General features: G+C 72.6%; 16 protein-coding genes and 3 pseudogenes. 14 read left to right on the top strand and 5 right to left on the bottom strand.

The window, feature by feature from the left end; all coding sequences use genetic code 11:
- Positions 1-44: 44 nt before the first annotated feature.
- The 3 genes and pseudogenes from MOTC310_RS23340 to MOTC310_RS23330 all read right to left on the bottom strand — a co-directional run bounded on the left by MOTC310_RS23340 (position 45) and on the right by MOTC310_RS23330 (position 4016).
- Positions 45-530: a chemotaxis protein CheW gene (locus MOTC310_RS23340; protein ID WP_331303461.1), complete on the bottom strand. Its 486-nt coding sequence runs from the start codon at positions 528-530 to the stop codon at positions 45-47.
- Positions 530-2249, bottom strand: a pseudogene (locus MOTC310_RS23335) (chemotaxis protein CheA). The gene MOTC310_RS23340 and the pseudogene MOTC310_RS23335 overlap by 1 nt, the downstream one beginning before the upstream one ends.
- A 537-nt stretch (positions 2250-2786) precedes the next feature.
- Entirely contained in the window at positions 2787-4016 is a 1230-nt protein-coding gene (locus MOTC310_RS23330) for a methyl-accepting chemotaxis protein (protein ID WP_331303460.1), read from the bottom strand.
- A gap of 317 nt (positions 4017-4333) precedes the next feature.
- Here MOTC310_RS23330 and MOTC310_RS23325 point away from each other — a divergent pair, with 317 nt between their 5' ends.
- From MOTC310_RS23325 to glnT, 7 genes are all read left to right on the top strand, one after another.
- Positions 4334-4615 carry an STAS domain-containing protein gene (locus MOTC310_RS23325; protein ID WP_331292929.1) on the top strand — a complete coding sequence of 94 codons (282 nt, stop codon included), beginning with the start codon at positions 4334-4336 and terminating at the stop codon, positions 4613-4615.
- Between the two features lie 22 nt (positions 4616-4637).
- Positions 4638-5003 (top strand): response regulator, encoded by a 366-nt coding sequence (locus tag MOTC310_RS23320; protein ID WP_024828568.1) that lies wholly within the window; start codon positions 4638-4640, stop codon positions 5001-5003.
- Between the two features lie 138 nt (positions 5004-5141).
- A complete protein-coding gene (locus tag MOTC310_RS23315) occupies positions 5142-5747 on the top strand; it encodes a helix-turn-helix domain-containing protein (RefSeq protein ID WP_331292928.1) in 606 nt (201 codons plus the stop codon).
- Positions 5748-5892: 145 nt separating this feature from the next.
- A complete protein-coding gene (locus MOTC310_RS23310; protein WP_331292927.1) occupies positions 5893-6786 on the top strand; it encodes a class II glutamine amidotransferase in 894 nt (297 codons plus the stop codon).
- Positions 6786-7475 carry a GltB/FmdC/FwdC-like GXGXG domain-containing protein gene (locus MOTC310_RS23305; RefSeq protein ID WP_331303459.1) on the top strand — a complete coding sequence of 230 codons (690 nt, stop codon included), beginning with the start codon at positions 6786-6788 and terminating at the stop codon, positions 7473-7475. The genes MOTC310_RS23310 and MOTC310_RS23305 overlap by 1 nt, the downstream gene beginning before the upstream one ends.
- Positions 7475-8803 (top strand): FMN-binding glutamate synthase family protein, encoded by a 1329-nt coding sequence (locus tag MOTC310_RS23300; protein ID WP_149309190.1) that lies wholly within the window; start codon positions 7475-7477, stop codon positions 8801-8803. Before MOTC310_RS23305 ends, MOTC310_RS23300 begins: the two co-directional genes overlap by 1 nt.
- A gap of 126 nt (positions 8804-8929) precedes the next feature.
- Positions 8930-10228, top strand: a complete 1299-nt coding sequence (gene glnT, locus MOTC310_RS23295; protein WP_331303458.1) for a type III glutamate--ammonia ligase — start codon at positions 8930-8932, stop codon at positions 10226-10228.
- A 204-nt stretch (positions 10229-10432) separates the two neighbouring features.
- On the opposite strand, the gene MOTC310_RS23290 is transcribed toward glnT, so the two are convergent.
- Positions 10433-11389 (bottom strand): antibiotic biosynthesis monooxygenase, encoded by a 957-nt coding sequence (locus MOTC310_RS23290; RefSeq protein ID WP_331303457.1) that lies wholly within the window; start codon positions 11387-11389, stop codon positions 10433-10435.
- Between the two features lie 678 nt (positions 11390-12067).
- Between MOTC310_RS23290 and MOTC310_RS23285 the strand changes: the two genes are divergently transcribed.
- Positions 12068-12580 carry a hypothetical protein gene (locus tag MOTC310_RS23285; protein WP_331303456.1) on the top strand — a complete coding sequence of 171 codons (513 nt, stop codon included), beginning with the start codon at positions 12068-12070 and terminating at the stop codon, positions 12578-12580.
- 8 nt (positions 12581-12588) lie between these two features.
- Here MOTC310_RS23285 and MOTC310_RS23280 read toward each other — a convergent pair whose 3' ends face one another.
- Positions 12589-12900 carry a PilZ domain-containing protein gene (locus MOTC310_RS23280; RefSeq protein ID WP_331292921.1) on the bottom strand — a complete coding sequence of 104 codons (312 nt, stop codon included), beginning with the start codon at positions 12898-12900 and terminating at the stop codon, positions 12589-12591.
- A gap of 158 nt (positions 12901-13058) precedes the next feature.
- On the opposite strand from MOTC310_RS23280, the gene MOTC310_RS23275 reads away from it, so the two are divergent.
- The 6 genes and pseudogenes from MOTC310_RS23275 to MOTC310_RS23250 all read left to right on the top strand — a co-directional run.
- Positions 13059-15893, top strand: coding sequence for an ATP-binding protein (locus MOTC310_RS23275; protein ID WP_331303455.1), 2835 nt, complete (start codon positions 13059-13061; stop codon positions 15891-15893).
- The gene (locus MOTC310_RS23270; protein ID WP_331292919.1) at positions 15893-16567 is read left to right on the top strand and encodes a response regulator transcription factor; all 675 of its coding nucleotides are present in this window, start codon (positions 15893-15895) and stop codon (positions 16565-16567) included. The genes MOTC310_RS23275 and MOTC310_RS23270 overlap by 1 nt, the downstream gene beginning before the upstream one ends.
- 231 nt (positions 16568-16798) lie before the next feature.
- Complete coding sequence (gene bcsS / locus MOTC310_RS23265; protein WP_331303454.1) at positions 16799-17542, top strand: cellulose biosynthesis protein BcsS; 744 nt, start codon at positions 16799-16801, stop codon at positions 17540-17542.
- A gap of 80 nt (positions 17543-17622) precedes the next feature.
- Positions 17623-20010 (top strand): annotated as a pseudogene (gene bcsA / locus MOTC310_RS23260) (UDP-forming cellulose synthase catalytic subunit); the annotation flags it as partial.
- A 486-nt stretch (positions 20011-20496) separates the two neighbouring features.
- Positions 20497-21612 carry a family 8 glycosyl hydrolase gene (locus tag MOTC310_RS23255; protein ID WP_331303487.1) on the top strand — a complete coding sequence of 372 codons (1116 nt, stop codon included), beginning with the start codon at positions 20497-20499 and terminating at the stop codon, positions 21610-21612.
- A pseudogene (locus MOTC310_RS23250) lies at positions 21597-21869 on the top strand (hypothetical protein); the annotation flags it as partial. The gene MOTC310_RS23255 and the pseudogene MOTC310_RS23250, both read left to right, overlap by 16 nt.

Below are 21869 nucleotides of genomic sequence, written 5' to 3'. Positions count from 1 at the left end.
TCACCCCTACGCACACAACACTTCGAGAAGACTGCACCGGGACGTCAGCAGAGGATCTGCTCGAGTTCGGGGACGATGATGAACTCGTCCCCGGCCTTGACGATCGCGCGGATGTACTCCGGCCGCCACGTCGTCCCGACCGCCGGCACCGCCTCGCAGCTGGCCGGGTCGACCTCCGTCACCGCGAACACCTTGTCGGCCACCAGCGCCACCACGACCGGATCGCCCGCCACCGCCACCTCCAGGACCAGGAAGCGCGTGTCCGGGCTCTGCGCCGCCGCCGGCATCCCGAACCGCCCGCGGATGTCGGCCAGCGGCACGACGTTGCCGCGCACGTTCACGATCCGGTCGAGGTGCGCCCGCGCCCCCGCCACGCGCGTCGCCGGGATCGGGTCGATGATCTCGCGCACCATCCCGGCATCCAGCGCGAAGCTCTCCGTGCCGATCCGGAACATCACCACCTGCTGCCCGCCCCGCCGGCCCGCCCGCGCGACCGCCCCCGGGGAGCCGCCCGTCACATCGCCGCCCATCACGCCACCTCCTGGTACGCGCGCGGGGTCTCGCGCGGGATCTCGCGCCCCCGCTCGTCGCCGCCGCTCACGAGGCGGCCGACATCGACGATCAGCGCCGCCGTGCCGTCGCCCAGGATCGTCGCCCCCGAGAACGTCGCCACGTCCGCGTGCAGCTTCGACAGCGACTTGATCACCGTCTGGTGGTTGCCGATGATCTGGTCCGCAACCAGCCCCACCCGCGCCTCGCCCGCCGACACCACGATCACCTTCTGGTGCTCCTCCGGCTCGCCCTCGGCCCCGAACAGGCTGCGCAGCCGCAGGAACGGCACCAGAGCGCCGCGGATGTTCAGGAAGTCCCGCCCGCGCCCGCCGCGCGCGCTCTCGGGCAGCGCSACGCACTCCTCCACCGCCGCAAGCGGGATCACGTAGCGCCCCGCCCCCACCCGGATCAGCAGACCCTCGATGATCGCCAGYGTCAGCGGCAGGCGCAGCGCCACGCAGGTCCCGCCCCCCGGCGCGGTGGTGATGTCGATCGTGCCGCGCAGGCTCTCGATCGTCTTCTTGACCACGTCCATCCCGACCCCGCGCCCCGACAGCGCCGAGATCGTCGGCGCGGTCGAGAAGCCCGGCGCGAACAGGAACTGGTAGATCTGCGGGTCGGTSAGCACCGCGCCGGGCGCGCACAGGCCSCGCTCCTCGGCCTTGGCGCGGATGCGCGCCGCGTCGAGCCCGGCGCCGTCGTCGCGCACGCTCACCAGCACCTGGGCGCCGGCATGCTCGGCCGTCAGSGTGATCCGCCCGGTGGCGGGCTTGGCGGCGGCCGCGCGGYGCKCGGGCGCCTCGATGCCGTGGTCGATGGCGTTGCGGATCAGGTGSACGAGCGGGTCGGCCAGGCGCTCGATCACGGTCTTGTCGAGCTCGGTCTCCTCGCCGCCGGTGACGAACTCGACCGGCTTGCCCAGGTCGCGCGAGAGGTCGTGGACGAGGCGGCGGAAGCGGCCGAACAGCGCGCCGATGGCGACCATGCGGATGCTCATGGTGGTGTCGCGCAGSCGCGCCGAGAGGCGCTCGATCTCCTCGGCGACGGTCTTGAGGCCGGGATCGGCGTGCAGGCCGGCGAGCTGGCCGAGGCGGGCCTGGGCGATGACGAGTTCGCCGACCCGGTCCATCAGCTCGTCGAGCCGCTCSGCCTCGACCCGCACGCTGCTGGCCGGCCGGTCCTCCCCCCGCCGCGCCGCCGGCGCCCGCAGCTCGGGCGGGCCGGAGGACGGGATGGCGGACGGGGCGGCGGGCGCAGGCGCAGCNCGGAGGGGCGGCGGCGCGGCCGGGCTCGCGGGCGGCATCGCGGGCGGCATCGCGGGCGGCGGCGCCGAGGAGCTGCTCGAGCTCGGCCAGGATGGCCTCGCCGATGATCGGGGCGCTGGCCTCGGGCTCCTCGATCAGGCCGCGGATGTAGTCCTTGGCCGAGAGGGAGACGTCGACGAGGTCGCGGCCGACCGGGACCTCGCCGCGGCGGACGCGGTCGAAGGCGGTCTCGAAGTCGTGGGTGAAGGCGGCGACCTGCTCGAAGCCGAACATGGCGCCCGAGCCCTTGATCGTGTGCAGGGCGCGGAAGGCGGTGTCGATCAGAGCCCGGTCCTCCGGACGGTCGCCGAGGTCGAGCAACGTCGTCTCCAGGCAGGCGAGCAGCTCGGCGGCCTCGGCGCGGAACACCTCCGCCGGATCCAGAACAGTCATGGGACGATCGGACCCCCGAACACGGAACGCAGTGACTGGAAGAACGGCCCGGTCCCGAGCGCGAACGGATGGTTCAAGTCCGGACGCGGGCCATGTCCCTCGCGATCAGGCCGTCGGAAGGAGTGTCGCGCGGCGCGCCATCCTCGCGGCGGCGCGGAACGACGACCCACCGTCGCCTGATTTCCTAAGTTGTATAAAATCCGAGCAGAAATTTTCAGTTAACGACCAGATCTGGGCCGGAACCGCACAGTATATCTGCCCAGAACAGGCGGAGCATGATTGTCGGATACAGCGACCATGTGAGACGCGGATCACAGGATCTCGGGCACCGCCCCCGCACCCGTCCGGCACAGCGCGTCGAGGCGCGTCCCCGGAGGATACGCGCCGCCGCCGTCCCGGGCGCCCGGGCCGGAGATTGTCACGGGACAGGAGCGCCGGCCGCGGCGGATCCAGCGCCGAAGGCCCGACCGGGCGCCAACCCCGGCCGGGCCCCGGACGGGCCGTCTTACGGATCGCGCCGGTGCGGCGCGCTCGCCCTCAGAACAGGTCGATGCCGTCCAGATCGTCGACGGCCGCGGCGCCGGCGGCCGGAAGCTGGGAGGACGGGACGCCCCCGAGCAGGCGCTCCGTCAGGCGCGCCCGGACCTCACCCAGCGTGCAGCCGGCGATCGCCGCCTCGATCCAGGCCGGGTCGGCCGGGGCCTCCGGCGCCGCGACGCGGTCCGCACTGTCGGCGGAGAGCCGGCCGAGTTCCGCTCCGGCCGAGCGCAGCAGGCCCTCGACGTTCTGGATGCGCTGCTTGGCCCGGTCCTGAAACTGCATCGCCACGATCGCCGCCGACACGTCCTGGGTGATGGCCTGCGTGGTCTCGACGGTCTGCTGCAGGATGCCCGCGACCTGCGCGTTCTGCTCGACCAGCGCCCGCATCACCATGCGGACGCGCGTCTCGGCGGTCCGGCTCTCCTCGGACATGTCGATCGCCGCGATGTCGCCCAGCAGCGCGTGGCTGCTGCGCAGGCCGGCCGCCATGGTGCCGATCTGCTGCTTGATCACGTCCGACAGGGCGTTGATGGTCGTGGCGAGGCCGCGCACCTCGTCGGCGACCACCGCGAAGGCCGCGCCGCTGGCACCGGCCCGGGCCGCCTCGATCTTGGCGTTCAGGGCGAGCAGGTTGGTCTGGCGGTTGATCCTCTCGATCTGGGCCACGCTGCCCTCGACCGACGACAGGCCCTCGAGCACCCCCGCCAGCCCCTGCGCGAGGGTCGTCCCGCGGGACGACATCAGGGTGATCCGCTCGATCAGCGCGGTGAGCGTCTCGCCGAGGCCGGCGGCGACCTCGCCGAGCTGCAGGGTCCTGTCGTCGATCTGCACGGTCTGGACAGAGGCGACGAGCCCCCGGACGATCTCCGACTGCTCGCAGGTCGAGGCGGCGATGTTCTGAAAGCGGTTGGACAGGCCGTGGACATTGGCCTCCACGTCGGCGGAGACGATCCCGAGCTCGGCGATGAGGGCATCGAGCAGCGTCCGCTGCTGCGCCGAGAGGCCGAGCCAGGCCTGGAGCAGGTCGGCCGCGGACGCGGCGGGCGCCGGCTCGGCCGCCACGGTGCCATGCGGTGCCTCGGCCTCGGCGAGGGGGACGGCCGCCTCCGGGAGCGACGTCGCCAGGATCGCGGCGCCGGGGCCCGCGCCCGATCCGCGACGGTCTTCGAGCCGGCGGAACCGGGCCGGAACCTGCCTGAGAATGTCGTGGGCGACTTGGAAGGACATCGGCGGGCAGATCTCTCGGCGTCGACCGACGCGCGGGTCAAGCGGCAATCCGAGGGTCGGTGCCCGCCCAAGGCTAAGGATCGCCGTTAAAGAAAGCGTTATCGCCCGACCGAAGGCTGCAACTGGAGACACAGATCAAAGTATTAGCTATGGAAGACTGTTCAATGCACGACCGCCCCCCGCCTTGTGCTGGACCCTCTGCCGCGTCAGCCGCCCTCGATTGATCGGACCTTCAGGAAGAATTTACCCGCCGCGGTGTTGACTCGGACGCAGCGGCGCGCCGCCCCGCAATGCTAGTGTCGAGGTTACGAACCCGCATGTCCGAGGCCCATGTCCTGACGCTCGGTTCCGACTGCACTATCCGGACCGTCCGGTCGCTGCAGGACACGCTGTCGGCGGCCCTCGCCGGCGCGGCGCGCCTCACCCTCGACTGCGCGGCGGTCGAGCGCGCGGACATCACCTTCGTGCAGATCGTGCTCGCGGCCGACAAGGCGGCGCAGCGTCAAGCCGCCGGGATCGCGCTGGTCAATGTCCCCCCGGCGGTGGAGAGCGCGTTCCAGCGCGCCGCGATCGCACTTCCCAGCGCGCCGCTCCTCTAGGCGCAAGAACGGAATACGTGTCATGGCCACTGTCCTCGCCGTCGACGACTCGCCCAGCATCCGGCAGATGATCAAAGTGGTGCTCGGCCCGGCCGGTCACACGGTGATCGAGGCCGGCGACGGCGCCGAAGGCCTGGCGAAGGCCAGGAGCGAGAGCGTGAATCTCGTCATCACCGATCTCAACATGCCGGTGATGAACGGGCTGGAGATGATCAAGCAGCTGCGGACGCTGCCGAGCTGCACGGGCGTGCCGATCCTCTTCCTGAGCACGGAGTCCGACGAGGGCATCAAGCAGCAGGCGAAGGCGGCCGGGGCGACCGGCTGGATCACCAAGCCGTTCAAGCCCGAGCAGCTGCTCGCCGTGGTGGGCAAGCTCGTCCGCGCCTGAGGCCGCGCGGCCGGGACGGCCAGTCCCCGCGCGGCACAGCGCGGCAGGCCTGCGGAACGCGGTGCAATCGGCTATGGACCGTGGATCGACCGGCCGGGACGCTTCCGGCCGCGGGGTCTTCCAGTTCGCGGGCCTTCCATGCTGAACACCGGTTCGAACGCGCCGACTGAGGACGGCAAGAGCCTGGAACGGGCGCTCGGCCACCAAGTCCGCGCCCTGCGCCGCGAGCGGGAACTCTCGGTCGCGGATCTCAGCGCGGCGGCCGGCATCTCGCCCGGCATGGTCTCGAAGATCGAGAACGGGCAGATCTCCCCGTCGCTCGCCACGGTCAACGCGGTGGCGAAGGCGCTCAACGTGCCGATCACCACCCTCTTCGCCGCCTTCGAGGAGAGCCGCGACTGCTCCTACGTGAGGAAGGGCACCGGGGTCGTCATCGAGCGGCGCGGCACGAAGGTCGGGCACATCTACGAGCTGCTCGGCGCCGGCATCCGCGGCGAGACCGTGCTCGAGCCCTACCTCATCACCCTGGAAGAGGATGCCGAGGTCTATACCGGCTTCCGCCACGCGGGCGTCGAGTTCATCTACATGCTCAGCGGCGAGGTGAGCTACCGCCATGCCGGGCAGGATTACCACCTCAGGCCGGGCGACGCGCTCCTGTTCGACGCCGAGGCGCTGCACGGGCCGCAGACGCTGATCAAGCGGCCGATGACCTACCTGTCGATCATCGCCTATCCCCGGCAGTGACGGCGGCGCGCGGCGCGCCCGTCTGCCCGGCCTCGCCGCAGCCAGTGGTGAATTTCTCATCAGGAAAATTTAGTGATCCTTAGTTGACGAACCCGGGGCGCCGTGCGAGCCGTATGCCGGCAGGCGGCACGGAGTTCGCAGCGGCATGTGCGGGATCGTCGGACTATTTCTGAAGACTCCGAGCCTGGAACCGCAGCTCGGCGCGCTGCTCTCCACAATGTTGGAGACGATGACCGATCGCGGGCCCGACAGCGCGGGCTTCGCGGTCTACGGCGATACCGCCGCGGGTGTGAAGCTCACCTTGCGCGGCCCGGATGCGGGCGCACTCAGGACAGTCGTGGCGCGGCTCGAGGCCGCGACCGGCCGCTCCTACGCGGCGGCCGCGCGGGACACCCACACGGTGTTGACCGTGGAGGCTGCCGCGACGGAGGCGGTCCGCGCCTGGCTCGCCGACAACGCGCCGGACGTCGACGTCGTCTCCGCGGGCCGGCGGATGGAGATCTACAAGGAGGTGGGCCTGCCCGCCGCGGTGGCGGACCGCTTCGACCTCGCCGGCATGGCGGGCAGCCACGGCATCGGCCACACCCGCATGGCGACCGAGAGCGCCGTGACCACGAACGGCGCCCATCCCTTCTCGACGGGGCTCGACGAGTGCCTCGTCCATAACGGCTCCCTGTCGAACCACAACGACCTGCGCCGGCGGCTGCGCCGGGAGGGGATGCACTTCGCCACCAGCAACGACACCGAGGTCGCCGCCGGCTACCTGAGCTGGCGGATGCGCGCCGGCGCCTCCCTCGAACAGGCCCTGCGGGCGAGCCTGACCGATCTCGACGGGTTCTTCACCTTCGTGGTCGGCACCCGGACGGGCTTCGCGGTCCTGCGCGACCCGATCGCCTGCAAGCCCGCCGTCATGGCCGAGACGGACGCCTACGTGGCCTTCGGCTCCGAGTACCGCGCCCTCGTCGGCCTGCCCCGCATCGAGAGCGCCCGGGTCTTCGAGCCGGAGCCCGCCAAGGTCTACGCCTGGGAGCGCCACTGATGCCGACCGTCGACCTGCGCGCCGAGCCGCTGCGCGCCCTGAACCGCGCCCTCCACGCCCTGCGCCCCGACACGAACGAGACCCGCTGGACGGTCGTGAACCCGGACGGCCGGCACGCCATCGCGGCGGGCCTCGACGCCCCGATCCATGTCGAGATCGAGGGCAACGCCGGCTATTACTGCGCCGGCATGAACAAGCAGGCCACCGTCGTGATCGGCGGCAATGCCGGGGTCGGCGTCGCCGAGAACATGATGTCGGGCGTCGTGCACGTGCGCGGCGACGCCAGCCAGTCGGCCGGCGCCACCGCCCAGGGCGGGCTGCTCCTGATCGACGGCAATGCCGGGGCGCGCTGCGGCATCTCGATGAAGGGGGTCGACATCCTCGTGAAGGGGTCGATCGGCCACATGTCGGCCTTCATGGCCCAGGCCGGGACCCTGACGGTGCTGGGCGATGCCGGCGAGGCGCTGGGCGACTCGCTCTACGAGGCCCGGCTCTACGTCCGCGGCGCGGTGACCAGCCTGGGCGCCGACTGCGTCGAGAAGCCGATGGGCGACGCGCACCGGGAGCAGCTCTTCGCCAAGCTCAAGGAGGCGGGGCTCGCGGGCGAGATCGATCCGGGCGAGTTCCGCCGCTACGGGTCCGCGCGCAGCCTCTACCATTTCCACGTCGACAACGCCGGAGCCTACTGATGGCCGAGACGCCCCCGCGCACGGTGCCGCGCACCTCGGCGACCTTCACCCCCGAGGTCATGGCGGAGATCCGCCGGGCGGCGGCGACCGGCATCTACGACATCCGCGGCGCCGGCGCGAAGCGCGCGCTCCCGCATCTCGACGACCTGCTGTTCCTCGGCGCCTCGATCAGCCGCTACCCGCTGGAGGGCTACCGCGAGCGGTGCGGCACCGAGGTGGTGCTCGGCGACCGCTTCGCCTCAAAGCCGATCCGCCTGAAGACCCCGGTGACCATCGCCGGCATGAGCTTCGGCTCCCTCTCGGCGAACGCCAAGGAGGCCCTCGGGCGCGGCGCGAGCCTCGCCGGGACCTCGACCACCACGGGCGACGGCGGCATGACGCCGGAGGAGCGCGGCCACTCGCAGACCCTGGTCTACCAGTACCTGCCCTCCCGCTACGGCATGAACCCGGACGACCTGCGCCGGGCCGACGCCATCGAGGTGGTGATCGGCCAGGGCGCCAAGCCCGGCGGCGGCGGCATGCTGCTCGGGCAGAAGATCACCGAGCGGGTCGCCGGGATGCGCTGCCTGCCCCCGGGCATCGACCAGCGCTCGGCCTGCCGCCACCCCGATTGGACCGGGCCGGACGACCTCGCGATCAAGCTCGAGGAGCTGCGCGAGATCACCGACTGGGAGAAGCCGATCTACGTGAAGGTCGGCGCGAGCCGCCCCTACTACGACACCGCGCTCGCCGCGAAGTCCGGCGCGGACGTCGTCGTGCTCGACGGCATGCAGGGCGGCACCGCCGCGACGCAGGACGTGTTCATCGAGCATGTCGGCATCCCGACCCTGGCGGCGATCCGGCCCGCCGTGCAGGCCCTCCAGGATCTCGGCCTGCACCGGAAGGTCCAGCTCGTGGTCTCCGGCGGCATCCGCTCAGGCGCCGACGTGGCGAAGGTGCTGGCGCTGGGCGCCGACGCAGTGGCGATCGGCACCGCGGCGCTGATCGCGCTCGGCGACAACGATCCCCGCTGGGAGGCCGAGTACGCGGCGCTCGGTACCACGGCGGGCGCCTACGACGACTGGCACGAGGGCAAGGACCCGGCGGGCATCACCACGCAGGATCCGGAGCTCGCCCGGCGCCTCGACCCCGTGCTGGGCGGCCGGCGCCTCGCCAACTTCCTCGCCGTCATGACCCTGGAGGCGCAGACCATCGCCCGCGCCTGCGGCAAGAGCCACCTCCACAACCTGGAGCCCGAGGACCTCGTCGCCCTGACGATCGAGGCCGCGGCCATGGCACAGGTCCCCCTCGCCGGGACCGACTGGATCCCCGGCAAGGCCGGGCTCTGAGCGCAGCGCCGTGACAGCCGCGCCGTGACAGCCGCGCTCTGACGACCGCGCTCCGCCAGACAGGGGCCGCCGACGGGCGACCCCTCCCCGTTCCGGCCCTCGTCGGCCCTAGTGAGGGTGCATGCGATGTCGCTCGATCTCGAGACCGCCGCCAAGGAGCGCGGCATCAAGTATTTCCTCGTGTCGTACACCGACCTGTTCGGGACCCAGCGCGCCAAGCTCGTCCCCGCCGCGGCGATCGCCAGCACCTGCCGGAGCGGCGCGGGGTTCGCGGGCTTCGCCACCTGGCTCGACATGAGCCCGGCCGATTCCGACCTCCTGGCGATCCCCGACGCGGGCGCGCTGATCCAGCTGCCCTGGCGCCCCGAAGTCGGTTGGCTGCCGGCCGATCTCGTCATGGACGAACGCCCCGTGGAGCAGGCGCCCCGCAACCTGCTCAAGCGCCTGATCGCGGAGGCGGCGGATCTCGGCCTCCAGATGAAGACCGGGGTCGAGTGCGAGTTCTTCCTGATCACCGCCGACGGCGCCGAGCCGGCCGACATGTCCGACCGGCAGATGAAGCCCTGCTACGACCAGTCCGCGCTGATGCGGCGCTACGACGTGATCAGCGAGATCTGCGACGCGATGCTCGCCCTCGGCTGGAATCCCTACCAGAACGACCATGAGGACGCGAACGGCCAGTTCGAGATGAACTGGGACTACGCCGACGCCCTCGTCACCGCCGACCGGCACGCCTTCTTCAAGTACATGACCCGCTCGATCGCCGAGAAGCACGGCCTGCGGGCGACCTTCATGCCCAAGCCGTTCGCGGACCTGACCGGCTCGGGCTGCCATGCCCACGTCTCCCTGTGGCGGGAGGGGCGGAACGTCTTCGCCGACCCGTCGGACGCGACCGGCTTGTCCCGGGTGGGCTACCACTTCATCGGCGGCCTGATCCACTCGGCCGACGCGCTGGCGGCGATCACCAACCCCTGCGTCAATTCCTACAAGCGGATCAACGCGCCCCGGACCAATTCGGGGGCGACCTGGGCGCCCAACACGGTGACCTATTCGGGCAACAACCGCACCCACATGATCCGCATCCCCGGTCCGGGGCGGTTCGAGTTCCGCCTCGCCGACGGGGCCGTCAACCCGTACCTGCTCCAGGCGGCGATCCTGGCGGCCGGCCTCGACGGGATCCGCAACCACCGGGATCCGGGCCCGCGCCTCGACATCAACATGTACACCGACGGCCACACGGTCGAGGGGCTGAAGCGGCTGCCCCTCAACATGCTGGACGCCCTGCGCGCCCTGTCGGGCAGCGCGATCCTGGGCGAGGCCCTGGGCCCCTTCGTGCAGAGCTATCTCAAGCTGAAGAACGAGGAGTGGAACGCCTACTGCCAGCACCTCACCCAGTGGGAGCGCGACACCACCCTGGATTGCTGACGCCGCGCGGAAGGGAGCACACCGCGACCGGCCGGCTCGTTTCAGGTGGTAGGCCAACCCCGCGATCAGCGCCTTCTTCTCAACGATGAGGGTGCGCCGCGGATCAACGCCGAACTTGCCGTGCCAGTGCCGGAACCCGGCGAAGACCTCGCCCCGGTGGAACGCGCGTCCCGTCGGCTCCCCCGGTGACGGTCAGAGCCGGCGTCAAAACAGCGTCCAGAACACGAGGATCATGAGCGCGTAGGCGGTGATCAGCAGCGCCGCGCCCTGCAGATGGACCCGGGTCCGCCGCGCCGGATCCGGCGTCAGCCACCAGCCCAGCCGCTTGGCCGTCCAGGGCACCATCTGCGCGGTGAGCAGCACGCTGAACACGTTGCCGATGAACAGGGCGACCGGGAAACCCACCTTCAGCACCCCGGAGAGGATCGGCGTTCCGACCAGGACACCCCACAGGAACACGGTCGGGTAGAGCGTCAGCACGACGATCATGTTCATCTTCCACGCCGCGGGCGCCGCCCCCCCGGGCGGCGCGACGTTGCGGAACCACTGCTCGAAGCCGCTCTGCACCGTCCGCGTGTGGAATTCCGCGGTCATCGGCACCGCCTCGGCGACCAGGGCCTGCCGCTCGGGCGAGTCCATCCAGGTGCGCAGGTTCGCCTCGCTGTCGAAGCGCAGGATCGCGACGTAGTCCTCCTGCACCCCCGGCACGGCCGGCTCGAACCGGTAGCCCTGCATGCCGGGCGCCCTCGACTGCGCGGCCGCGATCTTCTGCTCCCACCTCAGGTAAGCGGCCTCCATGCCGGGCTTCACGCGGGTGCTGATCACCGCGCTGACCGGCGAGGTCCGGGCAGCGCCGGCGTCGTCCTTGACGATGTGGACGTCGTCCCGGCCGACGAGCATCGGCGTGGCGCCCTGGATCCGGGCCTGCCGCTCGGGGGAGGCCATCCAGGTCTTGGCCTGCTCCAGGCTGTGGAACCGCTGAACGATCACCCAATCCACCTGCAGCGGCGGGCGCGGCGGGATCAGCTGCTGCTCGATGAAGCCGGGAAAGGCCGCGACGACCGCACTGGTCTCGGTCTGCCAACGGGCGAAGGCGTCCGCGCTCTCCGGCCGGATGGTCGTCTGCGTCACGATGCTGACGGACGTTGCGGTACCGCTCATGAACCCACGCGCTTCCGTTGCACGGCTGCCAGCACTCGCGCTCGCCTGCGGAGCGGCGGACGGCCCCCGGCCCCGCGCCCGGTCACCGCCCGGCGGGTCCGGGAAGGCGCGGGAGCGAGGCCGCCGCGCCATCCCGTGCCGGTGCCAACAGGCTCCGCTGCCGGCGGACCGGGATCTCGGTCCGTCGGCCATGAGACCGAGGCGGCGACAGACTCGCAGGCGCCTGCCGCCTCCGCGAAACACGAGGAAAAACAACCGAACATTGATCTTGCACGCGGCGCCCGCCACTCGACCAGCAGCGCCGCCCTGCAAGCCGGCATCAGCAGGCGAACTACGATCTAAGTCAAGACCTCGTCGCGGAACGCGCGCATATCGATTGTAAACACAATACGATCTCTACAGGTCTCGCCTTTTTCATCGGGACCGCGTCACGATATTTATCTTACCCGCGCGGAGTTCGGAACGCCGGACTTTTCCAGTCGCCGCCCGGCCCGGGTCCGGCCGAGCTGGGACGGAGCGACAACGAAAAAGGCGAGGCCGAGACGATCGTCTCCGGGTGCGGGCAGCCGAGAGCCCGCCAGTCCCGGCGGCGCGCCGTAAGGCAGCCTTAACACTAACCGATCACACACGGGGGCTGTCGTAGAGCCTCTGGGGTGCGTGCGTGTCGCGATGAATGCCGTGTCAGGACCGCCCGCCGGGCTCAGCACGTCCCTGACGCAGCGCGTTCTCGACGGCAGCACCCCGCACTCCGAACCGGCGACCGGCGTCGCGGCGGGCGAGGCGGACCGGGCGTCGTCGAGCAGCGCGGCGACGGCCCCGTCGGCGCCGGCTCTCGACCCGGCCCGGATCCGGGATCGCATCGACGCCCTCATCGACAAGCAGATCACCGCCGGCCGGATCACCGGCGATCAGGGCGGCGTGCTGCGCCAGTTGCTCACCGCGCCCGAATCCGGAGCGGCCGCCGGCCCGGCGGACGCGGCCGCGCCATCCTCCCGTCCCGCATCCGCCGGAACGCCCGACGCGTCCGGAGACCCGGCGGCGTCCGGCGACGCGCGCCTGAGCCCCAGCGAGACGCTCGCCTCCTTCATCCAGCAGATGCAGCGGGCGCAGAGCCGGACCATCGGCTACGGCAGCGACGGCGCCCGCAACACCGATCTCGCGAGTTCCCGGCTGCTCGACTTCAACACCTGAGCCCGGCGCTACCAGGATTGCGCGATCCGCGAGACCCGCCGCACGGCGACGCCGTAATCCTCCGCATCCGCGTCGACCTGCACGTGGACCCCGCGCGCGCTGGTCGTGACGACGCGGGCGCGCACCGTCCCGAGGATCGCCGCATCGATCACCAGCACCGTTCCGGGCGCGGCCACGAACGCGTCGGGCATCGCCATGAGCAGGCCGCCCGCGCTGACGTCGAGGATCGCCGCCCGATAGCTGCGCGCAGCGTCCCGGACCCGGGCCGTGAGCGTGACCGGATAGCGGGGCGCCGCGCGGCGGTCGCCGCCCTCACGCATGTCGCCCTCGAGGGCAGGACAATTCCATCTCGACTATAGACACTCAGACAAGCCAAATAGAGACAAATACATTCTCGATTAAGGTAAAGAGCCGGTTAACCTTCTGAGACGACACTGCGCCCGCGCGTACAGTTCCGCGCCCGCCCGTGTCGGAGCCGATGAACGCAGACCCAGCCCTTGCCCAGCCCGCCCGCCCCGGCGCCCCCGGTCCGGAGACCGAAGCCCTGCGCCAGATCGTCGACGCCGCGGCCGGGCTGATCCTGCGCCTCGACGGCGAGGGCCGGGTGACCTTCGCGTCCGCCGGCGGCCTGTCGATCCTCGGCACGGTCGCCGCCGCCCTGCTCGGGCAGCCGCTGCGCGACGCGCTCCACCCGGAGGATGCGGGCGTCCTCGCGGACGCAGCGGGCGCGGGCCGGTCCGATACGACGGTCGTCCGGATGCGCGGCGGGGAAGCGGGCTGGGTCGCGACGGTGCTGGTCGTGCGCGCGATCGCGGGCACGACGGATCGCGTCGTGACAATCCGCGCGGCCTCGGAGCCTGAACAGACCTACGCGAACCTGCGCACGAGCCGCGACCATTACCGGGCCCTCGTCGACACACTGCCCCAGCTCGTCTGGATGGAGCGGGCCGATACGGGCGAGACGATCTACGTCAACCAGGCCTTCGAGGCCTATTGCGGGCCGATCCCCACCACCCGAGCGGCCCGCACGGACCGGTTCCACCCCGACGACGCCGACCGGATCGCCGGGGCCTACGCGAAGGCCCGCGTGCAGGGTCGGTCCAGCGAGATCCAGGGCCGCGTCGCCGATCGGGCCGGCCGCTTCCGCTGGCACCAGTTCGTGGTGCGGCCCCTGCACATGGGGCGCGACCTGATCGGCTGGCTCGGATCCGCCCTCGACATCGACGAGATCGTCAACGCCCGGGAAGCCCTGGTGGAGAAGGGCGAACTCCTGCGCCTGGCCCAGGAGGCGGCGGGCGCCGGCCTGTTCGACCTCGACCTCGCGAGCCGCGACCTGATCCTGTCGCCCGAGAGCGCGCGCCGCCTCGGCTTCTCGGGGGACCGTCCGGCGGTGGTGAACGTCGCCGAGTGGATGCGGCGCGTCGTGCCCGCGGATCGCGCCGCGACCCTGCGGGCGGTGCGGACGGCGGAGGCCGAGCGCAGGACCTTCGACGTCGCGTTCCGGGTGCCGGACGCGGGCGGCGGGTGCCGATGGATCCAGGCGATCGGGCGCCCGCAGCGCGACCGGGACGGCGTCGCGGTGCGGATCGTCGGCCTGACCCTCGACATCACCGCCCGAAAGGACGGCGAGCGCGCGCTGATCGAGGCCAAGGCGGCGGCCGAGGCGGCCCGGGCCGAGGCCGAGCGCGCCGACGCGGCCAAGACCGAGTTCCTCTCGGCGATGAGCCACGAGATCCGCACGCCGCTCAACGCGGTGATCGGCTTCGCGGGCCTGCTGGCCGAATCCGGCCGGCTCGACGGTGATCTCCGGCGCTACGCGGAACTCGCCGCGACCGCGGGGGCGAACCTCCGGACCGTCGTCGACGACATTCTGGATTTCTCGTCCGTCGAGGCCGGGGCGATCAACCTCGACCCGGAGCCCGTCGCTCTGCGCCCGCTCGTCGATGCCTGCCTCGGCATCGTCGAGGCGCCGGCCCGCGCCAAGGGGCTCGATCTGGTCGCCCAGATCGACGCCGCGGTGCCGGACCGGGTCGTGTGCGACGCCGGGCGGCTGCGGCAGATCCTGCTGAACCTCCTGAACAACGCCGTGAAGTTCACGCCGCAGGGCCGGGTCACCGTCGACCTGTGCCTCGACCAGGCCGGGCCGCGCGGCGACACGATCCGGTTCAGCGTGACCGATACCGGGATCGGGATCGCGCCGGAACGCCAGGAGCGGCTCTTCCGGCGCTTCTCGCAGGCCGACAGCTCGATCCGCCGCGAGTACGGCGGCACGGGCCTGGGCCTGGCGATCAGCCGCCGGCTGGTCGAGCTGATGGGCGGCGCGATGGGTCTCGTCTCCGCGGCGGGACGCGGCTCGACCTTCTGGTTCGCGCTCACCCTGCCGCGGGCGCCGGCCGCCGCGGCCGCCGTCCGGTCCGCCCCGGCGCGGCCCGGACGCACCGGGCGCATCCTCCTCGTGGAGGATGTGGAGATCAACCGCGAGCTGGCCTGCACCGTGCTCAGGGCCGCCGGTCACGTCGTCGACGTCGCGGCCGACGGTATCGGCGCGGTCCGCGCCGTGGAGGCGGCCCCCTACGACCTCGTGCTGATGGACGTGCAGATGCCGCGCCTCGACGGCATGATGGCGACGCGGCTGATCCGCTGCCTGCCGGGCCCCGCCGCGCGGGTGACCGTCGTGGCGATGAGCGCCAACGTCCTGCCGGACCAGGTGCAGGCGTTCCGGGCAGCCGGGATGGACGACCATTTCGGCAAGCCGTTCGAGCCCCAGGAACTCTGCGCCGCCGTGGCGCGGTGGCTCGGCGATTCCGCCGGCGCGGGCCCGGAGGCGGAGCCGACCCTCGACCGCGCCCGCTACGCGGACAACATGGCGCTGATCGCCCCGGACACGCTGGCGCGGCTCCTCGGGCAGTTCCAGACCCGGGCCGCCGAGGCGTTCGCGGCCGCGGATCCCGGATCCGCCGGCACGGCGGCCGGGCGCGCGACGCTGCGCGCCGAGGCGCACGCGCTCGCGGCCGCGAGCGGGCTCCTCGGCTTCATGCCGCTNTCCGCGGCCGCGGATCCCGGATCCGCCGGCACGGCGGCCGGGCGCGCGACGCTGCGCGCCGAGGCGCACGCGCTCGCGGCCGCGAGCTGGCTCCTCGGCTTCATGCCGCTCAGCCGGGCCTGCGCGGCCCTGGAACAGGCGGGCGACGACGTGACCTTCGACGCCCACCTCGCCCGCGCCCGTGACCTCGCGGTCGCGGCCGTCGCGGAAACCCGGGCGCTGCTCTCCGGCGGCCCCGCGCCCCTCCGGACCGCCTCGGGGGCACGGTGATGACGACGCCCCGACCGGGCGCGGCCGCCGAGGGCCGCGTCGCGATCCTGGCCGACGACGACGAGTTCTTCCGCCTCGCTATGGCCTCGCTGCTGTCCCGGCAGCTCGGCTTCGCGCGGGTGATCGAGACGGCGAGCCTGGACGAGGCGCTGGCCGCTCTCTCGGGGACGCCCCAGACCGCCCTGGCGCTGTTCGACCTGCAGATGCCCGGCATGGCCGGCGCCGGCTCCGTGGCGGCGGTGCGGGAGTGCTACCCGGCGGTCAAGGCCGCGATCGTCTCGGCCTCCACCGCCCGCGCCGACGTGCTGACGGCGCTGGCCGCCGGCAGCCACGGCTACGTGCCCAAGACTCTCGGGACCGCGGAGGTGCTGCGCGCGGTGTCGGCGATCCTCGACGGCGCGATCTACGTGCCGCCCTTCATGGCGGACCCGCCGCCCAGCGCGGCCGCGCCGCCGGTCGGCGAGGTGTCGCTGACCCGCCGGCAGCGGGAGGTGCTCGAACGCATCGTGGCCGGGCGCTCCAACAAGGAGATCGCCCGGGAACTCGATCTCGGCGAGGGCACCGTGAAGGTGCACGTCGCCGCCCTGCTGCGCACCCTCGGCGTCGCCAACCGGGCGGCCGCGGCGGCCGCCGGCCCGCGGATCCTCGCCGCCGGACTAGGCCGGACGACCTAGTCACGGCCTCTCCGTCCACAGCCTGTGGGCATCGCCGCGCCGCGGACGAATGCCTGCGGGTGCTGCGCGGTCCCGGCGAGATCTTGCGATGTCTACTGGATTCACTGCGAGGAGACCGCCTAATAGCGGCCTAGTCCTTCTTTGCTCTGTATTGTCCGCAACCCGGAAAGGGCCGGTTAGGGATAGAGGCCGGATTCTGTCGGTGTCCTGCAAGTCACGTAGCGTATCGACATGCATCGCAGCCTCATCGGGTGCGCCGCGGCCCTGGCCGCGGCGGGATGCCCCGCGGCCCGGGCCGCCGACTGGTACACCGGCGTCGAGACACCGGCCGGCCCGGATGCCTGGATCGTCGCCGTCGACACCTCGGCCGCGATCGCGTCGCAGGGGTCGCAGTTCGCCAGCGCCACCGTGACGGCCGCTCCCGCGGGCGACCTGCTCACCAGCGGCGTCCGCCTCCGGGTCGACGGGCTGATCGGATCGTACCGCGCCGAGAGCCCCGGCGCCCCCCGCGCGGTCGGCCAGCAGGCCGACCTCGCCGCGATGGCCGGCTACGCCCTCGTCGGCCCGGACAGCGTGCTCAGCGGCTACGTGGGCCTGGCCGTGCGCCGCGACGAGGTCGCGCAATCCGGGCTGACCGAGACGGTGGCCCGCACGGGCGTCGGCCTGAAGACGGCGCTCGACTACTACGCCCGGCCGACCGCCTTCACGATGTTCCACGCCACCGGCACCTACAGCACCGCGTTCAATGCCTATTACGGCCGTGTCCGCTTCGGCGTCGCGGCGCTGGCGGGCGGCTATGTCGGGCCGGAATTCGCCGCTCTCGGGGACGATTACTACCGGCAGTGGCGGGTCGGCGGGCATCTGAGCGGCATGCAGTTCGGCGCGGTGCAGCTCGGCCTCTCGGCCGGCTACGTCCACGACCACGTGCGCAAGGGCGGCCTCTACACCGCCCTCGACATGCGGACGGGCTTCTGATGGCCCGCGCGACGCTTCCCGACGGCCCGGCGCCCGCCCAGGCCGACCCGGCCGCCTCGGCGGCGCGCCCGCGCCTCCTGATGGGCCTGCTGTGGGCGACCTGGGCGCTCTGCGCCGCGCTCGCCGTCGGCTTCCTGACGCAGCCGGTGGGCCTGACCGCCCAGGGCGTGCTCTGCGCCGCCGCCGGGGCCGGCATGGTCGCGCTCTGGCTGCTGTTCCCCCGCCGGGGCCTCGCCCGGATGGCGTTCCTGGCGCTCGGCACGGCCGTGGTCATCCGCTACGTCTACTGGCGGGTGACCGGCACGCTGCCGACCCTCGACGATCCCGTCAGCTTCGGGCTCGGCGTCGTGCTGGCGCTCGCGGAACTCTACTGCGTGCTGATCCTCACGGTCAGCCTGATCGTCAACGTCGCGCCGCTGGCCCGCGGCGCCGCGCCGGCGCTGCCCGAGGCGGAGCTTCCCACCGTCGACATCTTCATCCCGTCCTACAACGAATCCGCCGAGATCCTGGGCCTCACGCTGGCGGCGGCGCGCAACCTCGACTACCCGGCCGGCCGGGCCACCGTCTGGCTGCTGGACGACGGCGGCACGGACCAGAAATGCGCCGACCCGGATCCCGCCAGGGCCGGTGCGGCGCGGGCCCGCCGCGCCGATCTGCAGGCGCTCTGCGCGGCGCTGGGCGTCCGCTACCTGACCCGGGCGCGCAACGCGCACGCCAAGGCCGGCAACCTCAACAACGGCCTGACCCAAGCCCGCGCCGACCTCGTGCTGGTGCTCGACGCCGACCACGCGCCGTTCCGGCCGTTCCTGCGGGAGACCGTGGGCCTGTTCGCCCGGGACCCGAAGCTGTTCCTGGTGCAGACCCCGCACGTCTTCATTAACCCGGACCCGATCGAGCGGAACCTGCGGACCTTCACCCGGATGCCGTCCGAGAACGAGATGTTCTACGGCGTCACGCAGGCCGGCCTCGACAAGTGGAACGGCTCGTTCTTCTGCGGCTCGGCGGCGCTGCTGCGGCGGAGCGCCCTCGACGCGGTCGGCGGGTTCTCGGGCGTCACCATCACGGAGGATTGCGAGACCGCCTTCGAGCTGCACGCCCGGGGCTGGACCAGCGCCTACGTCGACCGGCCGCTGATCGCCGGCCTCCAGCCCGAGACCTTCGCCGACTTCATCGGCCAGCGGGCGCGCTGGTGCCAGGGCATGTTCCAGATCATGCTCCTGAAGAATCCGCTGTTCAAGCGCGGCCTGAGGCCGATCCAGAGGCTCTGCTACCTGTCGAGCATGACCTTCTGGTTCTTCCCGCTGCCGCGCCTGATCTTCATGCTCGCGCCGCTGCTGCACATCTTCTTCGACGTCAAGATCTTCGTCTCCTCGATCGACGAGGCGCTGGTCTACACGGCGACCTACGTGGTCGCCAACATGATGATGCAGAACTACCTCTACGGCCACGTGCGCTGGCCGTGGGTCTCCGAACTCTACGAGTACGTGCAGGGGGTCTACCTCGCCCGCTCCATCGTCTCGGTGGTGCTGTCGCCCCGCAAGCCGAGCTTCACCGTCACCAACAAGGGGCTCGGGCTCGACCGCGACCACCTGTCGGGCCTGGCGTGGCCGTTCTTCGCGATCTTCGGGGCGCTGGCGGCGGGCTGCGCGACGGCCGCGTGGCGCTACCTCTACGAGCCGGGCGTCACCAGCCTGATGCTCGTCGTCGGGCTCTGGTGCCTGTTCAACCTCGTCATCGCGGGCGCGGCGCTCGGCGTGGTGGCCGAGCGCCGCCAGACCGAGCGCAGCCACAGCCTGCCGGTGAACCGGCGCGCCGTCGCGTCGGTCGGCGGCGCGGTGTTCGAGGTGGTGGTGGAGCGCGCCTCCGCCGAGGGCTGCCGCCTGCGCCGCTGCGACGGGGCGACCTGGCCGACCGCCGCCGAGGCCGGGAGCCCGGGCCGGATCGTCCTCGCCGAGGGGTCCGGCGCGGTTCTCGCCTTCCGCCCGCGCGCCGGCCTGTCGGGCGACACCTGGGAGGTCGCGTGGGACGTCGCCTCCGCGGGAGCCGACGCGCCGCTGTTCCGCGGGCTGGCCGAGCTGATGTACGGCGACCTCTCCGCCCTGCAGGCGTTCCTGTCGGGCCGGCGCCGTTCGAAGGACCTGCTCTCCGGAAGCCTCCGCTTCCTGGCCTGGGGCTTCACCGAGCCGGTTCGGGCCGTCACCTACGCGCTCCGGGACCGCGGCGGCGCGCCCGCGACCGCTCCGGAGATCCCGGCCGCGATCGCCCCTGCGCCGTTGGAGATCCGGCAGGCGGCGTCGATTCGAGTGCCCGTCGCCGACGTGTTCGTCGTCGAGCAGGCTGCCGCGGCATTCGTCCCGGCGGGACCGGCTGCCGTCTCGGTCGCTGCTCCGGTCGCCGCCCCGGTTGCCACCCCGACAACCGCCGAGCCGGGGCCGGCCAAGCCCGTGCCCGTGCCCGCGCCGGCCCCGCTCCAGGCGGCCGAGCCGGACGTCTCCGTCGCGATCCCCCTCACGGAAGCGGCCTGGCGGCAGGCGGTCGCCAGGCTCGCCGCGGCCGAGGCCCCCGCCGCAGCATCCGGCCCNGGCGGACGCCGCCGCCCTCCTGGCCCAGGGCGTGACCGGGCCCGCCCCGGACGACCTGGTGACCCTGGTGACGGCGCCGACCGCGGCGGACCTGCGCGAGGCGGTGGCCTGCCTCGTCCATCCGCGCGTCTGGACGCGGCCCGCGGGGCGCCTCGCCGCGCTCTCGTCGGTCGACGGCGGCGTGGCGGTCGAGGCGGCGGCCGAGCCCCGCTACGTGGCGACCCTGGCACCGGCCCCGGGCAACCTCCGCCGCGTCGCGGCGGGCTGGCTCTCCCTCCACGCCGGCCTCTTCGGCCTCGCCGGCCTGCTCCTGGCCGGCGGCCTCGCCGGCTCGACCCACCTGCTCGTGCGCAACCTCGGCCGGAGACCGGAATGAGCGTCCTCCTGAGCGTCCTCCTGCGCGGCCTCGCCGGCCTCTGCGTCCTGGCCCTCCTGGCCGCGCATCTGGTCGCGCATCCGGCGCGCGCCGCGGCGGCCTCCGCCCCGCCCCTCGCCGGGACCCTCCGGAACGCCGAGGCGTGGCGGGCCTACAAGGCCCGGTTCGTCAGCGAGCAGGGCCGCGTGGTCGACACCGCCAACGGCGGCATCAGCCACAGCGAGGGCCAGGGCTACGGGATGCTGCTCGCCGTGGCGGCGGGCGACCGCGAGACCTTCGAGCGGATCTGGACCTGGACCCGGGCGAACCTGATGGTCCGCGACGACCAGCTGATCGCGTGGCGGTGGGATCCGGACAAGCGGCCCGCGGTGGCCGACATGAACGACGCCTCGGACGGCGACCTGCTCGTCGCCTGGGCGCTCACCGAGGCCGCCGAGGCGTGGCACGAGCCCGCGCACCAGGTCGCCGGCCGCCGGATCGCCGTCGAGCTCGGGCGCAAGCTGCTCCTGCCGCGCGCGCCGCAGGGTCCGCTGATCCTGCCCGCGATGGCGGGGTTCTCGGCCGAGGAGCGGACGGACGGCCCGGTGGTGAACCTCTCCTACTGGGTCTTCCCGGCCCTCGACCGGGTCGGGCTGCTCGCGCCCGAATTCGACTGGCGGGCGCTCGCGCGCAGCGGGCGCCGGCTGATCGCGGCCGCCCGGTTCGGGGCGCAGCGGCTGCCGGTGGAGTGGATCTCGCTGTCCGGGGCCGCGCCCCGCCCCGCCGACGGGTTCCCGGCGGAGTTCGGCTACAACGCGCTGCGCATCCCGCTCTACCTCGCCATGGCGGGCGTCACCGAGCCGGACCTCTACGCACCGTTCCTCGGCCTGTGGCAGAAGCCCGAGGCGGGGCTCGCCCTGGTCGAGACCGGGACCGGACGGGTCTCGGCGCGGCTGACCGAGACCGGCTACGCCGCCATCCCGGCGCTGGCCGCCTGCGCGAGCCGCGGCACGCCGTTCCCGGCGGCCCTGACGCGCGTCCGCGCCGAGAGCGAGAACTACTACCCCGTCACCCTGCAGCTGCTCGCCCTGGCGGCCCTGAACGCGCGGTACCCGGCATGCGCACCGCGCTGATCCTCGCTGCCCTGCTGGCCGCCGCACCGGCGGCACTTGCACCGGCCGCCGCCGCCGAGTCCGGCGCCAGGCCGGACGAGACCGCCCTGCGCTACTACGCGAGCCAGCACCAGCGCGCGCGGGTGGAGGCCGAGACGGAGCGGCTGCGGCGGCACCATCCCGGCTGGCAGCCGCCGGCCGACCTCTGGACCGCGCGCGCCGGCGGCGAGGACGAGGACGGCCTCTGGGATCTGCTCGGCGCCGGTCGCGACGCGGAT

Origin of the sequence: Methylobacterium oryzae (assembly GCF_036441375.1) — a bacterium.
GTDB classification, from domain to species: domain Bacteria; phylum Pseudomonadota; class Alphaproteobacteria; order Rhizobiales; family Beijerinckiaceae; genus Methylobacterium; species Methylobacterium oryzae_A.
The sequence above is the reverse complement of the archived record's forward strand: the minus strand, read 5'-3'. Positions and strand labels throughout refer to the sequence as shown.